The organism is Alistipes sp. CHKCI003 (genome assembly GCF_900021155.1).
GTDB lineage: Bacteria > Bacteroidota > Bacteroidia > Bacteroidales > Rikenellaceae > Alistipes > Alistipes excrementavium.
Window position 1 is genome coordinate 102,719 of sequence record NZ_FCNT01000052.1, and the last position, 24,142, is coordinate 126,860.

19 protein-coding genes are annotated in these 24,142 nt (G+C 59.6%); 9 read left to right on the forward strand and 10 right to left on the reverse strand.

Going from position 1 to position 24,142, the window contains the following annotated elements; genetic code table 11:
* Positions 1-393: 393 nt before the first annotated feature.
* Together BN3659_RS06795 and BN3659_RS06800 are read right to left on the reverse strand one after the other, a co-directional pair.
* Positions 394-1,344 carry a M23 family metallopeptidase gene (locus BN3659_RS06795; protein WP_091535562.1) on the reverse strand — a complete coding sequence of 317 codons (951 nt, stop codon included), beginning with the start codon at positions 1,342-1,344 and terminating at the stop codon, positions 394-396.
* Between the two features lie 7 nt (positions 1,345-1,351).
* Positions 1,352-2,353 carry a M23 family metallopeptidase gene (locus tag BN3659_RS06800; protein WP_091535565.1) on the reverse strand — a complete coding sequence of 334 codons (1,002 nt, stop codon included), beginning with the start codon at positions 2,351-2,353 and terminating at the stop codon, positions 1,352-1,354.
* A gap of 98 nt (positions 2,354-2,451) precedes the next feature.
* Here BN3659_RS06800 and alaS point away from each other — a divergent pair, with 98 nt between their 5' ends.
* Positions 2,452-5,073 (forward strand): alanine--tRNA ligase, encoded by a 2,622-nt coding sequence (gene alaS, locus BN3659_RS06805; RefSeq protein ID WP_091535566.1) that lies wholly within the window; start codon positions 2,452-2,454, stop codon positions 5,071-5,073.
* Between the two features lie 400 nt (positions 5,074-5,473).
* The gene (gpmI, locus tag BN3659_RS06810; protein WP_091535567.1) at positions 5,474-7,003 is read left to right on the forward strand and encodes a 2,3-bisphosphoglycerate-independent phosphoglycerate mutase; all 1,530 of its coding nucleotides are present in this window, start codon (positions 5,474-5,476) and stop codon (positions 7,001-7,003) included.
* 1,283 nt (positions 7,004-8,286) lie between these two features.
* On the opposite strand, the gene BN3659_RS06815 is transcribed toward gpmI, so the two are convergent.
* The 5 genes from BN3659_RS06815 to BN3659_RS06835 form a co-directional block, all read right to left on the reverse strand.
* Positions 8,287-8,739: a YbjN domain-containing protein gene (locus BN3659_RS06815; protein ID WP_091535568.1), complete on the reverse strand. Its 453-nt coding sequence runs from the start codon at positions 8,737-8,739 to the stop codon at positions 8,287-8,289.
* A 195-nt stretch (positions 8,740-8,934) separates the two neighbouring features.
* Positions 8,935-9,465 carry a prolyl-tRNA synthetase associated domain-containing protein gene (locus BN3659_RS06820; RefSeq protein WP_091535569.1) on the reverse strand — a complete coding sequence of 177 codons (531 nt, stop codon included), beginning with the start codon at positions 9,463-9,465 and terminating at the stop codon, positions 8,935-8,937.
* On the reverse strand, positions 9,455-10,402 hold the full coding sequence (locus BN3659_RS06825) for an NAD(P)-dependent oxidoreductase (RefSeq protein ID WP_091535570.1): 948 nt from the start codon (positions 10,400-10,402) through the stop codon (positions 9,455-9,457). The genes BN3659_RS06820 and BN3659_RS06825 overlap by 11 nt, the downstream gene beginning before the upstream one ends.
* Positions 10,403-10,415: 13 nt before the next feature.
* Positions 10,416-11,165 (reverse strand): tRNA threonylcarbamoyladenosine dehydratase, encoded by a 750-nt coding sequence (locus BN3659_RS06830; protein WP_091535571.1) that lies wholly within the window; start codon positions 11,163-11,165, stop codon positions 10,416-10,418.
* Positions 11,155-11,736, reverse strand: a complete 582-nt coding sequence (locus tag BN3659_RS06835; RefSeq protein ID WP_224757853.1) for a TatD family hydrolase — start codon at positions 11,734-11,736, stop codon at positions 11,155-11,157. Before BN3659_RS06835 ends, BN3659_RS06830 begins: the two co-directional genes overlap by 11 nt.
* 174 nt (positions 11,737-11,910) lie before the next feature.
* Between BN3659_RS06835 and BN3659_RS06840 the strand changes: the two genes are divergently transcribed.
* Genes BN3659_RS06840 through nqrF form a run of 6 tightly spaced genes read left to right on the forward strand, consistent with a single transcriptional unit; the run spans position 11,911 to position 17,913 of the window.
* Positions 11,911-13,266, forward strand: coding sequence for a Na(+)-translocating NADH-quinone reductase subunit A (locus BN3659_RS06840; RefSeq protein ID WP_091535572.1), 1,356 nt, complete (start codon positions 11,911-11,913; stop codon positions 13,264-13,266).
* Between the two features lie 20 nt (positions 13,267-13,286).
* Entirely contained in the window at positions 13,287-14,414 is a 1,128-nt protein-coding gene (locus tag BN3659_RS06845) for an NADH:ubiquinone reductase (Na(+)-transporting) subunit B (RefSeq protein ID WP_091535585.1), read from the forward strand.
* 10 nt (positions 14,415-14,424) lie between these two features.
* The gene (gene nqrC / locus BN3659_RS06850) at positions 14,425-15,339 is read left to right on the forward strand and encodes an NADH:ubiquinone reductase (Na(+)-transporting) subunit C (RefSeq protein WP_091535587.1); all 915 of its coding nucleotides are present in this window, start codon (positions 14,425-14,427) and stop codon (positions 15,337-15,339) included.
* Positions 15,332-15,988, forward strand: coding sequence for an NADH:ubiquinone reductase (Na(+)-transporting) subunit D (locus BN3659_RS06855; RefSeq protein ID WP_091535589.1), 657 nt, complete (start codon positions 15,332-15,334; stop codon positions 15,986-15,988). Before nqrC ends, BN3659_RS06855 begins: the two co-directional genes overlap by 8 nt.
* A 14-nt stretch (positions 15,989-16,002) precedes the next feature.
* Positions 16,003-16,623, forward strand: a complete 621-nt coding sequence (gene nqrE, locus BN3659_RS06860) for an NADH:ubiquinone reductase (Na(+)-transporting) subunit E (RefSeq protein WP_091535591.1) — start codon at positions 16,003-16,005, stop codon at positions 16,621-16,623.
* A 24-nt stretch (positions 16,624-16,647) separates the two neighbouring features.
* A complete protein-coding gene (gene nqrF, locus BN3659_RS06865) occupies positions 16,648-17,913 on the forward strand; it encodes an NADH:ubiquinone reductase (Na(+)-transporting) subunit F (RefSeq protein ID WP_091535592.1) in 1,266 nt (421 codons plus the stop codon).
* A 610-nt stretch (positions 17,914-18,523) separates the two neighbouring features.
* Here the strand turns inward: nqrF and BN3659_RS06870 are convergent.
* The 3 genes from BN3659_RS06870 to BN3659_RS06880 form a co-directional block, all read right to left on the reverse strand.
* The gene (locus tag BN3659_RS06870; RefSeq protein WP_141682526.1) at positions 18,524-19,954 is read right to left on the reverse strand and encodes a gluzincin family metallopeptidase; all 1,431 of its coding nucleotides are present in this window, start codon (positions 19,952-19,954) and stop codon (positions 18,524-18,526) included.
* Positions 19,955-20,622: 668 nt separating this feature from the next.
* A complete protein-coding gene (locus BN3659_RS06875) occupies positions 20,623-21,258 on the reverse strand; it encodes a hypothetical protein (protein WP_091535595.1) in 636 nt (211 codons plus the stop codon).
* A 144-nt stretch (positions 21,259-21,402) separates the two neighbouring features.
* Positions 21,403-22,074 carry a potassium channel family protein gene (locus BN3659_RS06880; RefSeq protein ID WP_091535597.1) on the reverse strand — a complete coding sequence of 224 codons (672 nt, stop codon included), beginning with the start codon at positions 22,072-22,074 and terminating at the stop codon, positions 21,403-21,405.
* Positions 22,075-22,559: 485 nt separating this feature from the next.
* Between BN3659_RS06880 and BN3659_RS06885 the strand changes: the two genes are divergently transcribed.
* Positions 22,560-23,906 carry a site-specific integrase gene (locus BN3659_RS06885; protein ID WP_091535599.1) on the forward strand — a complete coding sequence of 449 codons (1,347 nt, stop codon included), beginning with the start codon at positions 22,560-22,562 and terminating at the stop codon, positions 23,904-23,906.
* Positions 23,907-24,142: the final 236 nt, after the last annotated feature.

Below are 24,142 nucleotides of genomic sequence, written 5' to 3' on the forward strand. Positions count from 1 at the left end.
AAAAGCGGCCCCTCCTCCGCCGGGCGGCGGATCGCACCGACCGACGGGGCCGATGCCGCCGCCGGAACCGCCGCATCCGGAGCAGCGCCGGCCCTCGTTGTCCGAAGCCCGTTTTCGCCCGGGGGGCCGGACGCATCGTCCGGACCCGTTGCGCGTAACGGGCCTTTCGCCGCATCCGAAAGAGCCGGGGCGTGTCCCGTACTTCCGGCCGGCGCTTGCGTGTCGCCGGAAGCGGCGGTCGGGGAGGTGCCGGCAGCCGTGTTTTCCGCATGCGGTGCGCAGATCCGGCCGGTCGTCTTCGCATGACGGGCAGCGGACGCATCGCTTCGGTTCGCACCGCCGCCCGCTTCGTCTGCCGCGAAGGCTCTGTTTCGGTCTTTGCGCATGGTCGGATCAGTCGAACGACTGCATCCCCGACTGCGCGATGCGGATCATGCGCTGGTAGTCGGCGGGCGACAGTTCCATGAAGAAGTAGTGGATCGGATCGACCCGCATCCCGTTGTGGCGCACCTCGTAGTGGAGGTGCGGCGCGAGCGAGAGACCCGTGTTGCCCGAGAGGGCGATGATGTCGCCCCGCCGCACGCGCTGTCCGCGCACGACATTGACTTTGCTCAGGTGGGCGTAGGTCGTCTCGTAGCCGTTGCCGTGGTCGATCACCACGGTGCGGCCCGACGTCGAGTTGCGCTGCGCCACGTCCTTCACCACGCCGTCGGCCGTGGCGAAGACGCGCGACCCTTCGGGCAGGGTGTAGTCCACCCCCTGATGCGGCTGGAGGGTCTTGTAGAAGGGGTGGATGCGCATGCCGTAGGAGGCCGTGAGCAGCGTCAGCTGTTTGTTGATGACGGGCTGGATCGAGGGGATGTTGTTGCGGGCGTCGCCCGCCGAGTCGACGGCCGCCTGCAGCGTGAGGTAGGTGCCGTTCAGTGCGGCCAGACGCCCTTCGGCCGCCGAAAGCCGGTCGCGGAACTCGCTGCGGAGCTTCCGGAAGGGTTTGCCGAGCATCTCTTCGTAGCGCTCCGAGCGTTTGCGCTCGTACTCCGAGTCGAAATCGTAGGGGTCGGATTCGAAGAGGGTGCGGAAGACGCTGCGGTCGCGTTCCACGACATTGGCGAGCACCGTTTGCAGGGAGTCGTAACGCGCCGTGAGCGTTTCGTATTCGCTGCGCAGACGGTCGGTCGAGTGGCGGAGCTTGTACTCCACGGGCGTGTCGAAGAAGAGCGAGAAGGCGATGTAGTAGAGCACCGCGGCGCCCGTCCAGACGAAGGCGCCCACCGTCGTGCGGACGACGATCTGCTTGCGCCGGCGTTTGCGGCGGAGCCGCTCCAAGTCCTTTTTTCCTGCCATCGTGCGGTTACATTTCGAAGTTCGTGTCGCGCATCTCCTCCATCAGGCGGTCGTACTCTTCGGCCGTCATGTTGCGGTTGAAGTAGTTGACCGGGTTGACGGGCGTACCCTTGTGGATCACCTCGTAATGGAGGTGCGGAGCCGTCGAACGTCCCGTGCTGCCCGCTTCGCCGATCTTCTGGCCGCGCACCACGCGGTCGCCGACTTTGACCAGCACCTTGTTCAGGTGGGCGTAGCGGGTCTTGTAGCCGAATTCGTGGTCGAGCAGGATTTGACGGCCGAAGCCGCCGTTCTCGCCCGTGGCGGCGGCGATCTCCACCACGGCGTCGCCCGTAGCATAGACGGGCGTTCCGCGGTCGCAGCCGAAATCCACGCCGTTGTGGGGCGCGATGCGGTGCAGGATGGGGTGCAGGCGCCGCGGGTTGAAAGCGCCGATGTGGTTGTTGTGGAGCTTCGAGCGGTCGATGGGCCAGATGGCCGGAATGGCCGCCGACATCCGCTCCTTGTTGAAGGCCAGCGCTTGCAATTCGTCGAACGAGACCGACTCGCGGTAGATGCCGCGGGCCAGCGCGTCGAGCTGTTTCCACGTTCCGATCATCAGCGGCGCATAGGTGTCGTCGGCCAGCGCGGCGTATTTCGAATCGGGATAGGAGTCGAAGCCTGCGCCGCCCGGCGGGTCGGCCGAGAAGAGCGAGCGGTAGACGTTCTCGTCGCGGTGGGCGATCTCCTCCACCTTGCTCTGCGCCGCACGGACGCGGTCCTGTAAAATACGGTATTTGAGGACCATGTCGCGGTTCGAACGGATGATGCGGTACATCTTGGGCGTATAGAAGAAATAGGAGAAGAGCACGTTGGCGACCGATACGAAGATGAAGCCCAGCAGGATCTTGCGCAGCAGGCGGTAGGTCTTCAGCCGGAACGAGACCTTCGCCACCTCCGTTACGACCTCCTGCGTCAGCGTTTGCGCTTCGTGCGTGAGCGCGTCGAATGTTCCCTCTTTTTGCGTCATTCCCTGAAATTTCTCCGGCTATGGATGCAAAATTAGCTTAAATTATGTAATTTTGCAACCCGTATCGGATAACGTTGGGAATAGATAAAACAGTATACATGGAATCGAACAAAATCCGTCAGGCTTTCCTCGACTTTTTCGAGAGCCGGCAGCACACGATCGTGCCTTCGGCCCCGATGGTGGTGAAGAACGACCCCACCTTGATGTTCACCAATGCGGGCATGAATCAATTCAAGGATATTTTCCTCGGCAACGCTCCGCGCAAATACCCCCGTGCGGCCGACACGCAGAAGTGTCTGCGCGTCTCGGGCAAGCACAACGACCTCGAAGAGGTGGGCCACGACACGTATCACCACACCATGTTCGAAATGCTCGGCAACTGGTCCTACGGCGATTACTTCAAGAAGGAGGCGATCCAGTGGGCGTGGGAGCTGCTGCACGGTGTCTACGGACTGCCCGCCGAACGGATGTATGCCACGGTGTACGAAGGCTCCGGGGAGGACGGCGTGCCGTTCGACGAGGAGGCTTACGGCTATTGGCGGCAATACCTGCCCGAAGACCACGTACTTCGCGGCAACAAACACGACAACTTCTGGGAGATGGGCGAGACGGGCCCCTGCGGTCCCTGTTCGGAGATCCATTTCGACCTGCGCGACGAGGCGGAGATCGCCGCGAAGCCGGGCCGCGAGCTGGTCAATGCCGGCCATCCGCACGTGATCGAGATCTGGAATCTGGTCTTCATGCAGTTCAACCGCAAGGCCAACGGCTCGCTCGAACCGCTGCCTGCGCGCAACGTCGACACGGGCATGGGCTTCGAACGTCTTTGCATGATCCTGCAAGGCAAGAAGTCCAATTACGACACCGACGTCTTTCAGCCCACGATCGGGCGCATCGCCGCCATGTCGGGCAAGCGCTACGGCGAGGACGGGAAGGCCGACGTGGCCATGCGCGTGGTCGCCGATCACCTGCGGGCCATCGCCTTTTCGATCGCCGACGGCCAGTTGCCGTCGAACGTCAAGGCGGGCTACGTGATCCGCCGCATCCTGCGCCGTGCCGTGCGCTACGGCTACACCTACCTCGGTTTCAACGAGCCCTTCATCTGCAAACTCGTCCCGGGGCTCGTGGAGCAGATGGGCGGACAGTTCCCCGAACTCAGGGCGCAGCAGACGCTCATCGAACGTGTGATCGAGGAGGAGGAGGCGTCGTTTCTGCGGACGCTGGCCACGGGCATCAACCTGCTCGACGGCGTCGTCGAGCGCACGCGCCGCGAGGGCGGCCGGCTCATCTCGGGCAGGGATGCCTTCGAGCTGTACGATACGTTCGGATTTCCGATCGATCTCACGGAGCTCATCGCCCGCGAGCAGGGCGTCGAGGTGGACCTCGCGGCGTTCGAGAAGGAGTTGCAGGCGCAGAAGGAGCGCTCGCGCCACGCCGCCGCGGTCGATACCGACGACTGGGCGGAGCTCGTTCCGATCCGCGAAAGCCTTTTCACGGGGTACGATACGCTGACCGAGCGGGTGCGCATCGCGCGCTACCGCCGCGTTACTTCGAAAAACAAGACGACGTACCAGCTGGTCTTCGACCGCACGCCGTTCTACGGCAATTCGGGCGGTCAGATCGGCGACATCGGCTATATAGAGAACGCCGACGAGCGGATTTCCATCGTGGCGACCGAGAAGGAGAACGGACTGATCGTCCATATCGCCGAGCGTCTGCCCGAGAATCCCGGGGCGGAGTTCACGGCGGTGGTCGATCCCGAGAAACGGCAGGCTGCGGCCAACAACCACACGGCGACCCACCTGATGCACGAGGCGCTGCGCAAGGTGCTCGGCAAGCACGTCGAACAGAAAGGTTCGCTCGTAACGCCCGAGGCGCTGCGCTTCGACTTCTCGCATTTCCGGAAAGTTACGCCCGAGGAGTTGCGCGAAGTGGAGATGCTCGTGAACCGCGCCGTGCGGGCCGACTATCCGCTCGTCGAGAACCGCGAGGCGACGAAGGAGGAGGCCGAGCGGTGCGGCGCGATGATGCTCTTCGGCGAGAAGTACGGCGACAGGGTGCGCATGGTGCGCTTCGGCACGTCGGTCGAACTGTGCGGCGGTACGCACACGAGCGCCACGGGCACCATCGGATTTTTCAAGATTCTGAACGAAAGCGCCGTTTCGGCGGGCGTGCGCCGTATCGAAGCCGTTACGGGCGCTCAGGCCGAACGGGTCGTCTATGCCGCCGAAGATACGTTGCGCAACGTGGGCGAATACCTCAATAATCCGCAGGTCGTGCAGGCCGTGAAGAAGATGATCGAGAGCAACGAGGCTCTTTCGAAGGAGGTGGAGGCCATGCGCAGGGAACAGGTCGCGGAGTGGGCCGAGAAGATCATCGCTTCGACGCCCGAGCGTAATGGCGTGCAGCTGCTCGCCGCGCAGACCGACCGCAGGCCCGATTTCATTCGGGACCTCGCCTATAACCTGCGCGCGCGTGCGCCGAAGCTCGTCTTCGTGCAGGGGTCGAACCACGGAGGCAAACCTTCGCTCACGATCATGCTGGGCGACGAGATCGTGGCGCGCGGCGCCGATGCCGGCGCCGTGGTCCGCGAGGCGGCGAAGCTCATGCAGGGCGGCGGCGGCGGACAGGCATTCTTCGCCACGGCAGGCGGCAAGAACGCCGACGGTTTGCAGGCCGCGATCGACAGGGCGGTGGACCTGATTATGGAGAAGTTGAAATAAAACATGCGGTTTTCGGCCGGCAGGGGGCGATCGGGGGAGGCCGCCCGGAGACCGCCGCGGTGCGAAGGGTTCGAATCGGAATTATGTTCCTGTCCTTCGGCCGGCAGCGCCGGTTTTGCTGCGAAGCGGCGCTAAGCTCCCGTCGGGAGCGGAACGTGTCGGATTTCTTTCGGCCGTTTTCCGGCTGGGCGGAGCCCGGCTGCGTCGGGCTCCGCATCGGACTTTGCGAAGATGCCGTCGCAGCAGTTGCGACCCGGCGTAGACCGACCCCTGTGCCGTCGACTGCCGGCGGAGAGCGGGGAGGAGCCGCCAACCGGAGCCGCAGGCGGCGCGCATGACGGCCGGCCGGACTGTGCGACGACGGTGCAGAATGATATAAAGCTGAAAAATAGTTAAGGTTATGAGTGCAAACAAAGTATTGCTGATGATTCTCGACGGCTGGGGAGACGGCCGCCACGATCGTTCGGATGCGATCTATACGACGCATCCCGCCTATATCGAGGCCATGACGGCCCGCTACCCCCATGCCGAACTGCGCACCGACGGCGAGAACGTCGGCCTGCCCGAGGGCCAGATGGGCAACTCGGAGGTGGGGCACCTCAATATCGGCGCGGGCCGCGTGGTCTATCAGGACCTCGTGAAGATCAACCGCGCGGCGAAGGACGGTTCGATCCGTCGGAACCCCGAGATCGTCGGCGCGTTCGAGTATGCGAAGCAGCGGGGCGTGAACGTGCATTTCATGGGGCTCGTGTCGGACGGTGGCGTGCATTCGTCGCTCGACCACCTCTTCACGCTGTGCGACATCGCAGCCGGATACGGGATCGAAAACACCTTCGTCCACTGCTTCATGGACGGCCGCGACACCGACCCCCGCAGCGGCAAGGGGTTCATCGAGCGGCTGGAGAAGCATCTGGCGGCGACGACCGGCCGGATCGCCACGGTCGTGGGCCGCTACTACGCCATGGACCGCGACAAGCGCTGGGAGCGCGTGAAGATCGCCTACGACGCACTGGTCGGCGGCATCGGCGAGCATTCGTCGGACATGGCCGAAGCGGTCCAGAAATCCTACGACGAAGGGGTAACGGACGAGTTCATCAAACCCTATGTGCGCATCGACGAGAACGGACGGCCCGTCGGGCAGATCCGTCCGAACGACGTGGTGATCTTTTTCAACTACCGCAACGACCGTGCGAAGGAGCTGACGATCGCGCTCACGCAGAAGGACATGCCTGCCGAGGGGATGCACACGCTGCCGCTCTACTACTGCTGCATGACCCCCTACGATGCGACGTTCACGGGGCTGCACATCCTCTTCGACAAGGAGAACGTGCCCGATACCATCGGCGAGTGGGTCTCGAAACAGGGGCTTTCGCAGCTCCGCATCGCCGAGACCGAGAAATATGCCCACGTAACGTTCTTCCTCAACGGCGGGCGCGAGGAGAAATTCGCGGGCGAGGAGCGTATCCTCGTGCCGTCGCCCAAGGTGGCTACCTACGACTTGCAGCCCGAGATGAGCGCCTATGAGGTGAAGGACAAGCTCGTCGAAGCGCTCGGCGGTCGGAAGTTCGATTTCATCTGTCTGAACTTCGCCAACGGCGACATGGTGGGCCATACGGGCGTGTACGAAGCGATCCGGCAGGCCGTGAAGGCCGTGGACGCATGCGTGGCCGAGGTGGTCGAGGCGGCGAAACGCAACGGCTACGAGGTGGTGATGATCGCCGACCACGGCAATGCCGACAATGCGCTCAATCCGGACGGTACGCCCAATACGGCGCATTCGCTCAATCCGGTGCCCATCGTCGTGGTCTCGGATCGCGTGCGGAGCGTCCGCAACGGCATTCTGGCCGATGTGGCGCCCACGGTGCTGAAACTGATGGGGCTTCCGCAGCCTTCGGAGATGACGGGCCGGCCGCTCGTGGAGATGAAGTAGCCGAATCGTTCGGGAGAGACGGCAGGAGGGATTGTCCGAACGGACTGTTCCGTCCGGCGGCGGAGCTGCCCGACCCGAAAGCCGTGCGAATCGGAAGAGGTCGTCCGACAAGTCTCCAATAATGAAAATCACCCCTGTCAGAGATTGTTCTGACGGGGGTGAATCGTAAGAATCGGACTTGTCGGACAACCTCTTGTTTTGAGTTTGCCCGTCTTTCACGCTCCCCTCCCCGGTATCCGAGGTTTATCGACAACGACGGGCATCTTGCGCCGTCAGGTCTCCCGAACCCCCGGATGCCGGGCCGCACGCCGTATTGCGTTTCGGTCCTAATACCTCCGTCCGGTATGCCTTGCCGCCGTTCGTTCGCCCGCGTCCCGTGCACCGTCTCACGTATCGTGCTGAATGCCTCCGGTCGGTATGCCTTCCGCTGTCGGTTCTCCCGAGGCCCCGGGCGTCGGGCCGCACGCCGTATTGCGTTTCGGTCCGAATACCTCCGTCCGGTATGCCTTGCCGCCGTTCGTTCGCCCGCGTCCCGTGCACCGTTTCACGTATCGTGCTGAATGCCTCCGGCCGGTATGCCTTCCGGTGTCGGTTCTCCCGAGGCCCCGGGCGTCGGGCCGCACGCCGTATTGCGTTTCGGTCCGAATTCCTCCGTCCGGTATGCCTTGCCGCAGTTCGTTCGCCCGTGTCCCGTGCACCGTCTCACATATCGTGCTGAATGCCTTCGGCCGGTATGCCTTCCGGTGTCGGTTCTCCCGAGGCCCCGGATGCCGGGCCGCACGCCGTATTGCGTTTCGGTCCGAATTCCTCCGTTCGGTATGCCTTGCCGCCGTTCGTTCGCCCGCGTCCCGTGCACCGTCTCACGTATCGTGCTGAATTCCTCCGTCCGGTATGCCTTCCGGTGTCGGTTCTCCCGAGGCCCCGGGCGTCGGGCCGTATGCCGCTCTCTATGCCGAAGATACGCTCCGCCGTTGGCGCGGGCTTCGCAGTATCCGGCAAGTGCGAAAGAGGCTGTCCGACAAGTCGCAGACAGCCTCTTTTCCATTCGAACTTTTTACGAATATGCGATCCGCCGGAAGTCGAAAATCTTGACGGACAGCCTCTCCGCCCCGGGAGCTTCGCGTTTGCGAATATGCCCGCACGGACGCATCCGCCCTTCGTTTCCGCGGAATCCGCGGGCCGTGTCCAGCCGTTTTTTGCGCGCGCGGCGACGGCGGAGCGGTATTCCCGGGCCGAAACGCGATACGGTCGGACCGGTCCCGGGATGCGGCCGTCGTGCGCGGTCAGTCGAGCCGGGCCGTGAATTCGTCGATCCAGCCCGGAAGGAGTCGGAGCGCATGGCGCATCTGGAAGAGCGTGTTCGCGCTATTGTCGGAAATGAACTCCATGGAGACGGTGAAGATGTTCTGTTCGTCGTCCGAGTAGGCCGAGCATTTGCAGAGGTATTTGTTCCGATTGAAGTCGTTCGAGATCGCCAAGAGCTTCGCGAGAGGGGTGTCCGTACTGAAGCTGGCCTTCATTTCGACGTAGGACGAGTTCTCGCTGGAGAGATCCTGCACGATGACGTAATAGCTGATCCCCTGTATCTTGACGGAGATGTCGCCGTCTTGGTCGTAGCTCGGTACGTAGCCTTCGACTCCGAGAAAGGCGAAGATGTCGCTTTTGACGGTCGATTGGGCCGAAAGGGTGCCGATCGCGCCCAGCAGAAAAAGCAGGGTAAAGGTGAGTTTTTTCATAGGTCGGTATATTTTGATAGTTTGAAACAAAGATACGCATTTTTCCGGCTCGTTGTACCTGTTTCCGGGTTCTGTCGTCTGTCTTCCGGTCGTTTCCCGCATTCGGCGGAGGGTGGAGAGAATCGTGCCGCCCGAATCGCTTCATGCGAAACGATTCGGGCGGCGCGTCTGTGGACTTCGCGGCGGAGGAGCCGTCTAATACAGGTCGAGCAGTTCGTAGCTGCACCCTACGGCCGCGAGGTAGCGCATGAACTCTTCGCGCCGGATCACTACCGTCGCACGGTTGTCGTTGGGGTGGAACGAGTAGGCGTCGCAGCGCTCCAGTGTCCGGTCGAGAAAGAGGTGTACGCCGCGGTCCGTGTCGTTGATGAGCCCGAAGGGCGAGACCGATCCGGGCCGCAGGCCGAGCAGCCGCTCCATGCGCTGTTCCGAAGCGAAAGTCAACTTGCCCTGTCCGAGCCGCTGTTCGAGGGCGCGGATAGGGAGGCTCCGCTCGCAGTCGAACGAGACGAGGTAGTGGCGGTCGCCCTTGTGGTTGCGGAAGAAGAGGTTCTTGCAGTGCTTCGATCCGTCGTCGCGCCAGTAGCGGCGGGCGATCTCGATGGTCGGCGCCGCGGGGTGCTCGTAGTGCGTGTAACGGATGCCGTGGCGGTCGAGGAAGTCGTACACCGCTTGCCGGCGGTCGGGGCTCTCCTCGGCGGATGCTGCCGGCGGATCAGTTGCCATGGGCGAGATACTCTGCGATGTTGTCGGCGATCCGCTCCACGAGCACCTTCACCGCCTCTTGGGGCGACCATGCGTTGTGGGGCGAGAGCAGCAGTTTGTAGGGGTCCTTGACGCGCAGCAGGGGATTGTCGGCCCCGATCGGCTCGCGCGAGAAGACGTCGAGCGCCGCGCCGGCCAGAGTGCCGCGGTCGAGGGCTTCGGCCAGTGCCGCTTCGTTGACGATGCCGCCGCGCGCGACGTTGATAAGCAGGGCCGAGGACTTCATGATGGCCAGCTCCGGAGCGTCGACGAGGTTGCGCGTGCGGTCGTTGAGAGGACAGTGTATCGACACCACGTCGGCCCATGCCAGCAGTTCGCACAGGGTCATGGCGGGGTAGGGTTCCTCGCGCACGACGCCCGACGTGGAGGCGTAGCGCACCTCGCAGCCCAGCGCCGTGGCGATCCGGGCCACCTCGCGGCCGATTTCGCCCAGCCCTACGATGCCCCAGTGCGAGCCGTGGAGCTGATGCGTCGGGCGGCCGAAGTGATATTGCAGCGGCGAGTCGGCGTATCGGGTTTTGACGTAATGGTCGTAGTAGAGGATCTGGCGGCGGAGCGCGATGGCGCCGCCGATGGTGGTCTCGGCGACCGAGTGGGTCGAGTAGCCCGCGGCGTTCCGGACGGCGATGCCCAACTCGGCGGCCGCTTCGAGGTCCACGTGGTTCATGCCCGTGGCGGCGATGCAGACGAGCTTGAGATCGGGCAGCGCTCGGAGCGTTTCGCGTTTGAGGGGCACTTTGTTCGTGATTACGATTTCGGCGCCGGCGCAGTGTGCGGCGATCTCGTCGCGTTCGGTCGTGGCGTGGCCCGTGTAGTTGCCCAGCGCGCGGATGGCGCCGAGGTCGGCGCCGCCGAGCGAGTATTCGTCCAGAAAGACGATGTTCGGTAGATTGTTCATAGCTTTATGTGATTTATTTGGGGTTCGTTGCCGGGGCGGGGTCGAGTTCGTGCAGCAGACCGCGTACGACGACCGAGGCGCAGCCGATGCCGAACAGAGCGGGAAGGTACGAGATCGTCCCGACGTTCGATTTCTTGTTGGGCTCGTCGCACGCGATCATCGCCCCTTCGCGGATCGGCTCGGACGAGAATACGGCCCGGAAACCGCTCCGTATGCCCAGCTTGTGCAGCCGTTTGCGGAGCATGTGGGCCAGCGGGCAGTGGTGGGTCTTCGAGATGTCGGCGATTTCGAGCCGCACGGGATCGGTTTTGGCGCCGGCGCCCATCGAGCTGACCAGCGGCATGTTCCGCCCGAGCGCGCCGGCGATCAGGGCCAGCTTGGGCGAAAGGGTGTCGATGGCGTCCACCACGTAGTCGAAACGGGCCGAGTCCAGCAGGCGGTCGGTTTCGTCGTCCCGGATGTATTTGTTCACCACGGTCAGCCCGATGCCGGGCGATATGTCCCGCAGACGTTCCGCGAGCACTTCGGCTTTCGGACGGCCCACGGTCGAGTGCAGCGCCACGAGCTGACGGTTGATGTTCGAGAGGCTCACCGTATCGGCGTCGGCCACGGTCATGCGCCCCACGCCCGCACGGGCGATCATCTCGGCGGCGTAGGCTCCCACGCCGCCCAGCCCCACGACGAGCACGTGCGCCCTGCGCAGGATGCCGAGTTTCTCGGCGCCGAGCAGCAGCTCGGTGCGTTCCAGCCAGCTATCGGTCATGACGTTCGAAGATCAGTCGGTAGTTGTCCCAAAGGGCCTCGGCCAGCGTCTCTGCGTCGATGCCTTTCGCTTCGGCCGTGCGGCGGTAGATCTCGCCGATGGGCGTGTCGCTCTCGTCCGTCTCGCAGAAGATGCGGTCGAGCGGCGTGCGGCGCAGCGCTTCGAGCGTCTTCGGCGAACGGAACGTCCGCTCGCCGAACGAGAGGTAGCAACCCCGTTCCACGGCCCGCCGGGCCTCCTGTGGCGAGCCGATGAAGCCGTGGAAAAGGACGGCTCGCAAGCGGCGGCCGCGCAGCTCAGTCATCAGCGGGTCGAATGCCCGCACGCAGTGCAGCACCACGGGCAGCCCCAGCTCCTCGGCCAGCGTCAGCTGTTCGCGCAGCAGGCGCAGCTGTTCGCTCCGCTCCGCTCCGCGCACGAAGTCGAGCCCCGTCTCGCCGACGGCCTGCACGTCCGGCGCCAGCGGCAGCAGCTCCGATGCGCTGCGGCCCGCAGCCTCCCACGGATGGATGCCCGCCGTGCGCAGTTCGATGCCCGTGCCCGCGGGGCGGTGGGTGTGTATGTTTACCAAAGGTGCGCTCACGATTCGCAAAAATAGGAATTTTCGGCGTAAATAAATCGTTTTCGTCTTCTGATTGTTCGAAAAAATTCGTACATTCGCACGCGATTTCGAGTGTGTTAGTGCACTAACAGTTGAAAACTACCGAACCAAACACATAAATCATCTAATCAAACAATTTGTAACATGTCGAAAATCATTACATTACGCAAGGGTCTCGACATCAATCTCGTGGGACGTGCCTGCGAGACGACGGCCGATGCGCCGGAGTCTGCGGAGTACGCCGTGTCGCCGCTCGACTTCGAGGGCGTCGTTCCCAAATTGTTGGTTAAGACCGGTGATCGCGTGAAGGCGGGCACGCCGTTGTTCTTCAACAAGTACAACGAGCGCGTTCTGTTCACTTCGCCCGTCAGCGGTACGGTGGCGGCCGTCAACCGCGGAGAGAAACGCAAGGTGCTCTCCGTAACCGTTGCGCCCGATGCCGACCAGCAATACGAGGAGTTCCCCGAACTCGATGTGCGGAAGGCTTCCCGGGAGGAGATTGTGGAGCGGCTGCTCCGGTCGGGCCTGTGGCCGATGATCGTGCAGCGGCCCTACGGCATCATCGCCGATCCGAACGACGCGCCGCGGGCCGTCTTCGTCTCGGCCTTCGATTCGGCGCCGCTGGCCCCCGACTACAACTACGTGCTGGCCGACCGCATGGCCGATCTGCAAAAGGGCATCGAAGCGATGCAGCGCCTTACCGAGGGCAAGGTGCATCTCTCGGTGCGCGCAGGCTCCGAGGGCGCGATGACGCAGCTCGCCGGCGTCGAGTTGCACCGGTTCGCCGGCAAACACCCCGTGGGTAATGTAGGCGTGCAGATCCACCACATCGCGCCTATCGATAAAGGCGAGGTGGTCTGGACGGTCAACATACAGGATCTGGCCATCATCGGCCGCCTGTTCCGCGAAGGCCGCGTCGACATGACCAAAACCGTCGCCGTGGCCGGATCGGAGATCGCCGAGCCGCGCTACTGCCGCATCGTGTCCGGCGCATCCGTGGCCTCGATTCTGGGCCGCAACGTCAAGCCGCAGAAGGAGGGCGACCGCGTGCGCATCATCTCGGGCAACGTGCTGACGGGCGTGAAGACTGAGGCGGACGGACATATTTCGTTCTATGCCAACCAGCTTACGGTGATCCCCGAGGGCGACAAATACGAGTTTCTGGGATGGGCGATGCCCCGCCTCGGCAAGTTCTCCGTGTCGCGCGCCTATTTCTCGTGGCTCTGCCCGCGCAAGGAGTACAATCTGGATACCAACATGAACGGCGGCGAACGCCCCTTCGTGGTAACGGGGCTCTACGAGCGGTATTTGCCGATGGACATCTACCCGATGTATCTGCTGAAGGCGTGTCTGGCGGGCGACATCGAGAAGATGGAGAACCTCGGCATCTACGAAGTAACGGAGGAGGATTTCGCGCTCTGCGAGTTCGTCGATCCCTCGAAGATCGGGATCCAGCAGATCATCCGCGACGGTATTAACTTAATGATCAGGGAGGCATAACGATGGGACTGCGTAAATTTATGGACAAGATCAAGCCCGCCTTCTCCAAAGGGGGCAAGCTGGGCTTCCTCGAATCGACGTTCGATGCGTTCGAGACGTTCCTTTTCGTTCCGAACACGACGACGACCCGCGGCGCGCACATCCGCGACGCCAACGACATGAAGCGTACGATGATCGTGGTGGTCGTGGCGCTGCTGCCGGCGCTGCTGTTCGGATTCTACAATACGGGCTACCAGCACTTCCTCTCGCAGGGCGTGCCGCCCGAATTCTGGGCTTCGCTCTGGTTCGGCTTCCTCAAGGTGCTGCCGATCATCGTGGTCTCCTATGCGGTGGGCCTCGGTATCGAATTCGCTTTCGCGCAGATGCGCGGCCATGAGGTCAACGAGGGCTTTCTGGTGTCGGGTCTGCTGATCCCGATGATCATGCCGGTGGATATTCCGCTGTGGATGGTGGCCCTTGCGACCGCCTTCGCCGTCGTATTCGGCAAGGAGGTTTTCGGCGGTACGGGCATGAACGTCTTCAACCCCGCGCTCGTGGCGCGTGCGTTCGCCTTCTTCGCCTATACCCCGATGATGTCGGGCGAGACGGTCTGGATCGCCGGGCTGACCGACGGGACGGGCGTCGTCGACGGATTCTCGGGCGCCACGGCGCTCGAACAGCTCGGCACCACGGGTACGATGAGCTATTCGGCGCTCGACGCATTTCTGGGCTTCATCCCGGGCAGCATCGGCGAAACTTCGACGCTCGCCATACTGATCGGTGCGGCGATTCTCCTGTTCACGGGCGTGGCTTCGTGGCGGACGATGGTGTCGGTCTTCGCGGGCGGTCTGGCGATGGGCTATCTGTTCGAGGCGATCGGCCTGACGACCTATCCCGCATGGTACCACCTGATCGTCGGCGGCTTCGCGTTCGGCGCGGTCTTCATGGCCACGGATCCCGTAACGTCGGCTCAGACCGACAAGGGCAAGTACATCGTCGGTTTCCTCACGGGCGCTCTGGCCGTGCTGATCCGCGTGGTGAACCCCGCATATCCCGAGGGCATGATGCTGTCGATCCTCTTCATGAATGCGCTGGCGCCGCTGGTGGACTACTACGTGGTCGAAGCCAACATCTCGCGCCGCAAGAAACGTGTCAAATTAGCAAAATAGGGGAGTAGATATGGCAACGAAAAAATTTGTATGCAACGTCTGCGGCTACGTCCACGAGGGCGATGCCGCACCCGAAACCTGCCCCGTGTGCAAGGCTCCCGCCTCGGAGTTCGCGCAGGTGAAGAAGAAGGGGCTGTTCAGCGACAGGAACGGCAATCCCTATATTATAATGTACTCGACCGTGATGGTGGTGCTCGTGGCCGTGCTGCTGGCCGTGGCGTCGCTTTCGCTTCAGAAGCGTCAGTACGCCAACGAGCTGAACGAAAAGAAGCAGTCGATCCTGCAATCGCTCTTCGCGGCCGACGCTGCGGCCGAAGGGCTCTCGGCTGCGGAGTATATCGACCGGAAGGGCGTGGACTACGATTCGTTCATCGAGGATGCGGTGCTCGACGCCGAGGGCCGGCCGATCGAGGGCGAGGATGTGTTCGAACTGCTCAAGGATCTCGGAGGCGCTTTCGACGACGGGAAATATCCCGTCTTCGAAGCCGGCGACGGCCGTGTCGTGATCCCCGTTACGGGCTCCGGACTCTGGGGCCCGATCTGGGGCTACGTGGCGCTCGCAAGCGACATGAATACCGTAGCCGGTATCGTCATGGCCCACAAGGGCGAGACCCCGGGTCTGGGCGCCGAGATCGCCACGCCGCAGTATCAGGCGCATTTCATCGGCAAGAAGATCTTCGCCGGCGACGAGTTCGTGTCGGTGAAACTCCGCAAGGGCGGTGCGACGGAGGCGAACATCGAACACGAAGTGGATGCCGTATCGGGCGGAACGAAGACTTCGGACGGCGTAACGAACATGCTCTACAACAGCCTTTCGAACTACCTGCCGTTCCTCGAAGCGCGCCGTGCGGCCGCCGGGAACGAAGCCGCCGCTCCGGCTGCGAATGAAGTGTCTAACGAAGAAAATGTAGCGAACAATGAGTAAGCAGGAAAAAGAGCCAATGTTTTCGGCTAAGAACATGAAATACCTGACGGGGCCCTTTTCGGCGAACAATCCCGTCATCGTGCAGATCCTCGGTATCTGCTCGGCGCTGGCCGTTACCGTGCAGCTCAAGCCCGCGATCGTCATGGCACTGTCGGTTACGGTCGTTACGGGTTTCTCGAACCTCGTGATGTCGCTTCTGCGCAACGGCGTGCCGTCGCGCATCCGCATCATCGTGCAGCTCGTGGTGATCGCCGCACTGGTGATCCTCGTCGATCAGGTGCTCAAGGCGTTCGTCTACGATGTGTCGAAGCAGCTGTCGGTCTACGTCGGTCTGATCATCACCAACTGCATCGTCATGGGCCGCGTCGAGGCCTTCGCGCTGGGCAACAAACCGTGGCCCTCGTTCCTCGACGGTATCGGCAACGGTCTGGGCTACGGCCTGATTCTGGTGATCGTGGCCTTCTTCCGCGAACTGCTCGGTTCGGGAACCCTCTACGGGTTCCGGATCATCCCCGAGAGCTGGTACATCGCCAACGGCGGTTTCTATTCCAACTGCGGTCTGATGCTCTTCCCGCCGATGGCGCTCATCATCGTGGGCTGCATCATCTGGGTGCATCGTTCGCGCAACAAGGATTTACAGGAAAAATAGGAGGTATATAGCGTATGGAATCATTGAATATCTTTATCCGGTCGATTTTCATCGACAACATGGTTTTCGCCTTCTTCTTCGGCATGTGCTCCTACATCGCCGTGTCGAAGAGCGTGAAGACCGCGCTCGGTCTGGGTGCCGCCGTTACGTTCGTCATGGTGATGACCGTGCCTCTGAACTACCTCCTCTACGAGTATGTCCTCAAGGCGGGGGCGCTCTCGTGGGCCGGTCTGCCCGACGTGAACCTCGACTTCCTCTCGTTCATCGTCTTCATCGCCACCATCGCCGCCTTCGTGCAACTCGTGGAGATGGCCGTCGAGAAGTTCTCGCCGACGCTCTACAATCAGCTCGGCATCTTCCTGCCTCTGATCGCCGTGAACTGCGCCATCATGGGCGGCTCGCTCTTCATGCAGCAGAAGGTCGATGCGCTGGAGCTCACCTCGTGCTGGCAGTCGATCGTCTACGGTCTGGGTTCGGGTCTGGGCTGGGCGCTGGCGATCGTCATGATGGCCGCCATCCGCGAGAAGACGACCTATTCGCACATACCGCCCGCACTCAAGGGCCCCGGCATCGCCTTCATCATCACGGGTCTCATGGGTATCGCGTTCATGATCTTCTCGGGTATCCAGTTCTAACCTTCAATAAAGAGATTACCGAAAATGGATTTGACAATTATTCTAACAGCGATCGTTGCCTTTCTGGCGGTAACCCTCCTGCTGGTGGGGCTGCTTCTCTTTGCAAAGGCTAAACTGACCTCGTCGGGCGATGTTACGATCGACATCAACGACGGTGAAAAGGTGCTCCGGACCGAGAGCGGTTCGACGCTGCTCTCGACGCTTGCCAACAACAGGGTCTTCCTGCCGTCGGCGTGCGGCGGCGGCGGCTCGTGCGGCATGTGCAAATGCCAAGTGCTTGAGGGCGGCGGCGACATCCTGCCTACCGAGACGGGCTTCATCACGCGCAAGATGGCCAAGGACCACTGGCGTCTGGGCTGTCAGGTGAAGGTGAAGAACGACCTCAAGATCCGCGTACCGGAAGCCGTTCTGGGCGTGAAGAAGTGGGAGTGTACGGTGGTTTCGAACCGTAACATCTCGACTTTCCTCAAGGAGTTCGTGGTGAAGCTGCCCGAGGGCGAGAACCTCAATTTCCGCAGCGGCGGCTACATCCAGATCGACATCCCGAAATACAAGGAGATCAAATTCTCCGACATGGACATCGACCCGCAGTTCCGTGCCGATTGGGACAAGATGAAGATGTGGGACCTCACGACGACCAACCCCGAGCCGACGTTCCGCGCCTATTCGATGGCCAACCATCCGGCCGAGGGCAACATCATCATGCTCAACATCCGTATCGCCACGCCGCCGTTCGACCGTGCCGCGGGCAGTTTCATGAAGGTGAATCCGGGTATCTGCTCGTCGTACATCTTCTCGCGCAAACCGGGCGACAAGGTTACGATCTCGGGCCCTTACGGCGAGTTTTTCCTGCCCGACAACCTGCCCGATACGCAGGAGCTCATCTTCATCGGCGGCGGTGCGGGTATGGCGCCGATGCGCAGCCACATCATGCACCTGTTCAAGACCGAGAAGACACGGCGTCCCGTCTCGTTCTGGTACGGTGCGCGTGCGATGAAGGAGGCGCCCTATCTGGACGAGTTCCACCAGATCGAGAAGGATTTCCCCAACTTCAAGTTCAATCTGGCGCTCGACCGTCCCGATCCCGAGGCGGATGCGGCAGGCGTGGAGTACACGCCGGGCTTTGTGCATAACGTGCTGTACGAGAACTATCTGAAGAACCATCAGGCTCCCGAGGACTGCATCTATCTCATGTGCGGACCTCCGATGATGATCGCTTCGGTGGTGAAGATGCTCGACAGTCTCGGCGTACCGCCCGAAAATATCCTCTACGACAATTTCGGTTCGTAAGCCGCGGGTGCGGTCTGCACCGCCTCGTATCATGAAGGGCTGTCCGAGACGTATCGGACAGCCCTTTTTCTCGTACTGCCGATCGGGTGTTTACCCGGAAGTGCCGTTCTCGCCGGGGCGAAAAACTATTCAGAGAGCCCCTTTTCGGGATGTCGGTGTGATTCGGGTTTGCGGTGTGTTTCCCGATCGTCGGCTGAGCTGTCCGGGCCGTCTTCAGGGGGGGCGCCAGCTCGGCGAGACGGTCGGGCGGTTCCGGCTCTTCGAAGCCGATGGGCGGCAGCCTCCCGCGGCGGAGCGCGGCTCTTCGTGAACGTGCTCCACAGGCTGCGGCCCGTCTTATAGAGCTTGACGAGAGTGATAAAAGAGACCGAGAAAGAAGTTTTTCCGTTTGGTCGCTTGACCGGTGCACACTCGACTTCGTTTTTGCAATGCCGGCAATCCGGCGGCACGCACTCGTCCGGCATACGTGCCGGTTCCGGCTGCGAATGACTCTCTGTATATTCCGGCTTTCCAGAGAATCGGATAAAGCGTGTGTATTATGCAATATGATTTCAGTGCTGCATGTTAGCCGCCGTTCTTCACGGGCGCTCCCTGCGCCCCATAAGGGTGGTTATATCGAACGGACGAATTGCAGCCAATCCTCCTCCGAAACCCCCGAATCCCTCAGAATCCTGCCGAAATCCTCGAAATCGGGGGCGTCTCCCTGTTCGAGCCGAAGATTGAACTTGCGGACCGCCTCGTGGAATCTCTCCGTCCCGATTTTTTGGGCGAACTCATGAATCCGGGCCGGAACCTTATGGTAAACGATTCCATGTGTACCGTCGCCGGAGCGGGTATCCACATAATTGCGTGAAATGTCGAAGATGGAAATATCCTTGTCTCCGGGTAAATTCTCGAAATATTCGAGCTTTGCGGCAAAAGCCTCGTCGCGCTCGTTCGGGTCGGGATAATAGACGTAATTGGCGAAATATTCGATCAGGGACTCGTCGAAGAAATAACGCGCGTCGATCCGGTCGTAATTGTAGTTCAGGAAACAATGTACCAGTTCATGTGTCAGCGAGGGATCGAGCCAATAAGACCGGTCGATAAAGACCGCATGCTCCCGGTCGGACATGTGAACGGCCCGGCCGTATGCGTATTTTTCATCCTCGGTTCTCAGATCGTCTTCCAGAATCGTAAACTCTTCGGCTTTCGATTCGGGGAACAGGCCGTGCAGCGAACGGATTATGCGGCCGATACGCTCCTTCCGGTCTGCGATCAGGCTGTCCGGCAGCTGTGCCAGCGGCACGGGTATTTCGTTCTCGACTTCCGATGTGTCGCGTTTGGACAGCAGCAGATCGCACCGGATGTCGCCGATGCGGACCGGATGCGGATCATACCATTTCTTGTCGGCGATGTGAAAAGAGATGTCGTCGTACCGGTGCTGCGCCAGATCCAGCGAAACCGTTCCGTCAGCTTCGGCGATCGACTCACCGTTGATGAAGAAGCAGACCGTGTCCGGAATGTCGAATGCGACCTTATCGAATTCGACGTGTCCGTCGTCGCCCTTGAAATACCAAGAATTCCACCCGAAATCGTATTGCAGCAGGCCGCAACCCATGGGAACGATGTGTGTCCGGAAGCATAGGTCGCTGTAATAGCCGTACTCGATCCTTATGTGGGTCGCCGCATCCGCAGGAACGGGGATGGACAGATTCGCGCCGTCGAACGTGTAATCCGTATCGTGATACGGAGCCTGCCCGTTCCGCGAGCATACGTTCATATCGGGAATCAGGGCGAAATCGGGGTCTCCCTCGGCTCGGAGCGTCTGGAAAAAACTGAAATTCTCCAGTTTCAGAGACAGCGTATCGCAGGAAAGGGGCCGGATGTCGAAATCCTGTATGACTTTCAGTTTGTACGGATAAAAGAAAGCGCCCAACGAATCCTGCGGCTCGGCATCGACTACTTTGACGAACATCGTCGCATGCAAACCTTGTGCGTGAACGGCGGCAGCGATACCGAACGACATACCGCATAATAGTGAGAAAATAGCCTTTTTCATTTTCGTGTCATTTATTTAGTTTCCTCAATTCATCGATTCTCCGGTTCCGTTTCTCGTTTCCCGGTTCGACCGGAGGGGCGGGAGCGTTCCGCCTCCTTTAAGATCAATGTCGAAAATGCCCGTGCTTATTCAGAGGGTGTTGACGAATAGAGTGCACTGCGCCGGCTTTCCGATTCGGCAAGCAGCTGCGACTGATAGCTTTTCTGGCTTTCTGCCGTATATTTCTCATACACGAATTTAGTCGTTTTTTTATTCTCGGCCAAACTCGCCGACTGCTTTTCCGGTCTGATCGTATTTTTTTTCTGCTGATACCCAACTATTTTAGGCGTTATAGGACGGCTGTTATTCGAAATATCGCGATACAGCCGCCCGCCCCTCTTCCGGCAACCGAACGGCCGTTCCGCTGCGTGCGCAGTCCGAGGCCTCGGAGAATGCGGCCGCAGCGGCGCCTTCCTTTCCGGCGCGACGGATGCGAGAAGCGGCTTCGTCGATTTTTCAGAGACGAAATAAGGGCTGTCTAACACGTTTCAGACACCCCTTTTTTATCCGTACTGCTATTCGGGAACTTTTCCCGATACGCAATTTTCAGAGGGTAAAAGAAACTTGTCGGACAGCCCCGAACCCGTAACGGCCGGCGTCGGCCGGTCTCGCCGTGTTCCGGTGTGCCGCTATCGGGCTGCGGGTGCCTCCGAGTCGGCGATGCACTTCCAGCCCGTGAGGATCATGAAGAACGCGACGATCGAGAGAATGAGCGCGATCACCGAACCGACGATCGGAATCCACCCGACGACCCAGCCGATCACACCGAGAATCATGGCGACGAAGATCTTCGAAGCGCCCTTGCGCGCCCCTTCGGGGAACGTCGCGGAGTCCTTCAGATTCGAATAGGCGATCAGCAGCATGATCCATGCCACGAGGTTGATGATGCCGCCCACGATGCCGATCAGCGGGATGCAGGCCAGCACGACGCCCACGAGCGAAAGGATCGTGGCCGTGCGGATGCTGCCGATGCGCGGTGCGTCGAGGGGGTCGACCATCCCTTTGAAAAGGTCGAGCGACTTGATGAAAAGCCAGTATCCGTAGACGATCGCCACGGTAGCGGCGATGTTCAGCAGGCTCCACAATCCCAGTCCGCCCGTGGAGACCTCGCCCGACGAGAGAGCCGCAATTACCGAAGCGGTGGCCGTAATGGCCAGAATGAACGAGAAGACCGAGGAGGCGATGCCCGCCACCGTGTAGATCAAGACGGCTTTGTAGAGGTTGGCCGTCGTCTGTTTCCATGATTGTTGCAGATTTTCCATCATACCGTAGAGTTTAGATTGAACAAAAGTGAGTTTCCGTGTGCAATGCCGCCGGAACACGGCACGCGAGCGCGCACCGCATCGTCGGCCCGACGTTCTAAAGGTAAGGAAACTTTTCGGGAAATGCAACGGCTGCCTCTTCCGGAATCACGCTTTCTTTTCGGGTTTCTGATATACCGATAGAATGTACGTGGTGAAAATCGGGAACATCATCATGCCGAGAATCGGCAGCAGCACGCAGATGGTCTTGCCGAGGGCCGTTACGGGGAATATCTCGGCCCCGACCGTCGTAACGTTCATCCACGCCCACCAGAGAGCGTTGCCGAAACCGTGGAGTTTCGCGTTGACGAGCACCTCGTAATCGTAGAATACCAGCGCCGAAATGTAGGTGAACAGACACACCGTGAAGACATAGGCGGTGAACAGCCGCTTGATTTTGTTGTCCACGAGCCATTGCACGATCAGATACAGCGCGAGGAACGCCCGCGCGAGAGGAATGATGCCGATCAGCATTGCAAGGTGGCGCGGCATGCCCGTCCATCCGAAGATGTTGAGGTAGGGAATCGAGATGAGAAAAAACAAAATATTGCGGATGAAGAACCGTCCCTTCTGTTCGGCGGAAGCCCAACGCACGAAAAAATCCAATAGAAAGAGTACGCAGACGATGAGTTGCACGGTCATATACCACCGGGAGAAACGGATGTGGTCGCCGGAGATGATCTCCCATGATAGGGCAATCAGCAGGACGATGCCGCCGGCGAGCGTCAGCATGTCGAGCGACCGGCGGAGCGCAAGATGCGGTGATTCGGTTGGTTTCATGGCAAGAGTGTTTCGCAGGGCCTCTTCAAAACCAATGCCATATACACCCCGTGCAATCCGGAAATCGGACGGTAAAGCGGGCGAAAGGGACTTCGTGCGGGAGGAGGGCATCGAAGAAAAAGACGGTAAAAAGAGAACCGCCCATGCGCCCTTCTTCCCCCTTCTCCGTTTCTCTTGGGGAATTACCTGTCCGAAGAAGAGAAGCGTATGGCAGCGGTATGAATAAAAAGAGGCTGTCCGACGATTCTCAGACAGCCTCCGGTCCTATGTCCGTAGCGGGAGAGAGACTCAATATTTCAAACCGGGTTAAATAATAGTGGTTTATTTTGATTTGTTTGATTTTGATATTCAGCAATTTGAATATTTTTACTAAAGTAAAATAAACTAATTTGTTTCAGACTATTTTGGTATAAGTCGCCAAAAAGTCGCCAATATTTGCGGGACATGAATAAACTTCATTATATTTGTCATATATCTTCGGGTGTATGGCTACTGTTTATTTTTCCCTGTCGAGGAAAGCATCCTCCGGTTCACGCTTGCATGAAGTTCTGGTGCGATTTTGTCATGGGCGTATCAATCAACGTGCAAAGTCCGGAATATTTGTAAACTCGGAATATTGGAGTGATGATCTTCAGCAGATCGTTATTCCGAAATTTCGTATCTTATCCCAAGAAAAGCGGGCGTTCATGGAAGAACTGTCGCACTCGCAAAATGACTTATCCGATCTGCGATCAATCATTATGACGGAATTCATAAGTGCTGGATCAGGGAAAGTCCTATTGCATAAAGACTGGTTGTCGGGTGTGGTATCATCGGCCTTACGGCGGCGACTTAATATCTCGGATAGCTCCGATAGCGATTTTTTTGAGGCATGGGATAAATTTATTTCGAGTAAACAGGTCAGTGATTCCCGAAGGGCGATGTTCAAAGTCGTACGTAACATGATGTATCGTTTCGAGCGTGTTTCCCGCATGACCGATCCATCCTTTGCGTTGTCTCTCGATAGGATGACCAGTGGCACGTTGTCAGATTTTGAACGGTTCTTGTTCGAGGAAACGAAATATGTTGAATTATATCCTGATATTTATAAAGATATAGCAGGGAAAGACCTTCCCAAAAAGAGAGGACAGAATACCGTATCTCACCGTATGGCTATTTTGCGCACGTTTATTATTTGGGCTCTTGATAATGATCTGACGGTGAACGATCCGTTCAAGAAATATACCTTAAAAGCTCCAGTTTACGGGACACCCGTATATATAACCATTACAGAGCGAAATGCGTTGTATCGTACGCCTATGCCGTCGAAAAAACTGGAAGTTGTTCGAGATATATTCGTTTTTCAATGTCTAATCGGATGTCGCGTCGGTGATTTACTGAAATTGAAACGACAAAATATCGTGCGTGGAGCTATTGAATATGTTCCACACAAGATAAAGGAGGGACGCCCGATAACGGTTCGCGTACCTTTGAATGATACGGCAAAGGAGATAATTGCCAAATATGAAGATGCAGAACGCGAATCACTGCTACCCTTTATATCGACACAAAAATACAATGATTATATTAAGGAGTGCTTTAATATAACCGGACTTGATAGATATGTTACGGTGATAAACCCGCAAACGAGAGAATCGGAACAAAAGCCGCTATATGAGGTCGCATCTTCGCATATGGCTCGTCGAACATTTGTGGGGAATTTATACAAGCAAGTCAAAGACCCGAATCTCGTCGGAGCTCTGTCGGGGCATAAGGAAGGCAGCAAAGCATTTGCACGATACCGCGATATAGACGAAGAAATGAAGGTGGAACTTGTCAATCTATTGGACTAAGTTTTGCCGCAGTTCTCGTACAATTTCTTGATGCAGAACGAAACAGCACTCATTTACTTCAAGCAACGAGAGCAGGTATTTCATCTCATTATCCATAGTTTTTACATTTACAGCAAATGAACTGGTGAATTTCGGGCCAAAGTTCGGCGTTCAGGTCTCCGGTCAGATAGGCGACCTCCTCTCCCTGCATTGGCATTCCTGAATCGGCTGCGATGTCGTCGCAGAGGTGTCTGAGT

Bases quoted from the DNA above. Each gene is read 5' to 3' on its own strand.
- nqrC (WP_091535587.1), top strand. From the start codon at position 14,425: ATGGCAACGAAAAAATTTGTATGCAACGTCTGCGGCTACGTCCACGAG.
- BN3659_RS06830 (WP_091535571.1), bottom strand. From the start codon at position 11,165: ATGACCGATAGCTGGCTGGAACGCACCGAGCTGCTGCTCGGCGCCGAG.
- BN3659_RS06825 (WP_091535570.1), bottom strand. From the start codon at position 10,402: ATGAACAATCTACCGAACATCGTCTTTCTGGACGAATACTCGCTCGGC.
- gpmI (WP_091535567.1), top strand. From the start codon at position 5,474: ATGAGTGCAAACAAAGTATTGCTGATGATTCTCGACGGCTGGGGAGAC.
- BN3659_RS06800 (WP_091535565.1), bottom strand. From the start codon at position 2,353: ATGACGCAAAAAGAGGGAACATTCGACGCGCTCACGCACGAAGCGCAA.
- BN3659_RS06815 (WP_091535568.1), bottom strand. From the start codon at position 8,739: ATGAAAAAACTCACCTTTACCCTGCTTTTTCTGCTGGGCGCGATCGGC.
- nqrF (WP_091535592.1), top strand. From the start codon at position 16,648: ATGGATTTGACAATTATTCTAACAGCGATCGTTGCCTTTCTGGCGGTA.
- BN3659_RS06875 (WP_091535595.1), bottom strand. From the start codon at position 21,258: ATGATGGAAAATCTGCAACAATCATGGAAACAGACGACGGCCAACCTC.
- nqrE (WP_091535591.1), top strand. From the start codon at position 16,003: ATGGAATCATTGAATATCTTTATCCGGTCGATTTTCATCGACAACATG.
- BN3659_RS06885 (WP_091535599.1), top strand. From the start codon at position 22,560: ATGGCTACTGTTTATTTTTCCCTGTCGAGGAAAGCATCCTCCGGTTCA.
- alaS (WP_091535566.1), top strand. From the start codon at position 2,452: ATGGAATCGAACAAAATCCGTCAGGCTTTCCTCGACTTTTTCGAGAGC.
- BN3659_RS06855 (WP_091535589.1), top strand. From the start codon at position 15,332: ATGAGTAAGCAGGAAAAAGAGCCAATGTTTTCGGCTAAGAACATGAAA.
- BN3659_RS06870 (WP_141682526.1), bottom strand. From the start codon at position 19,954: ATGAAAAAGGCTATTTTCTCACTATTATGCGGTATGTCGTTCGGTATC.
- BN3659_RS06795 (WP_091535562.1), bottom strand. From the start codon at position 1,344: ATGGCAGGAAAAAAGGACTTGGAGCGGCTCCGCCGCAAACGCCGGCGC.
- BN3659_RS06820 (WP_091535569.1), bottom strand. From the start codon at position 9,465: ATGGCAACTGATCCGCCGGCAGCATCCGCCGAGGAGAGCCCCGACCGC.
- BN3659_RS06845 (WP_091535585.1), top strand. From the start codon at position 13,287: ATGGACAAGATCAAGCCCGCCTTCTCCAAAGGGGGCAAGCTGGGCTTC.
- BN3659_RS06840 (WP_091535572.1), top strand. From the start codon at position 11,911: ATGTCGAAAATCATTACATTACGCAAGGGTCTCGACATCAATCTCGTG.
- BN3659_RS06880 (WP_091535597.1), bottom strand. From the start codon at position 22,074: ATGAAACCAACCGAATCACCGCATCTTGCGCTCCGCCGGTCGCTCGAC.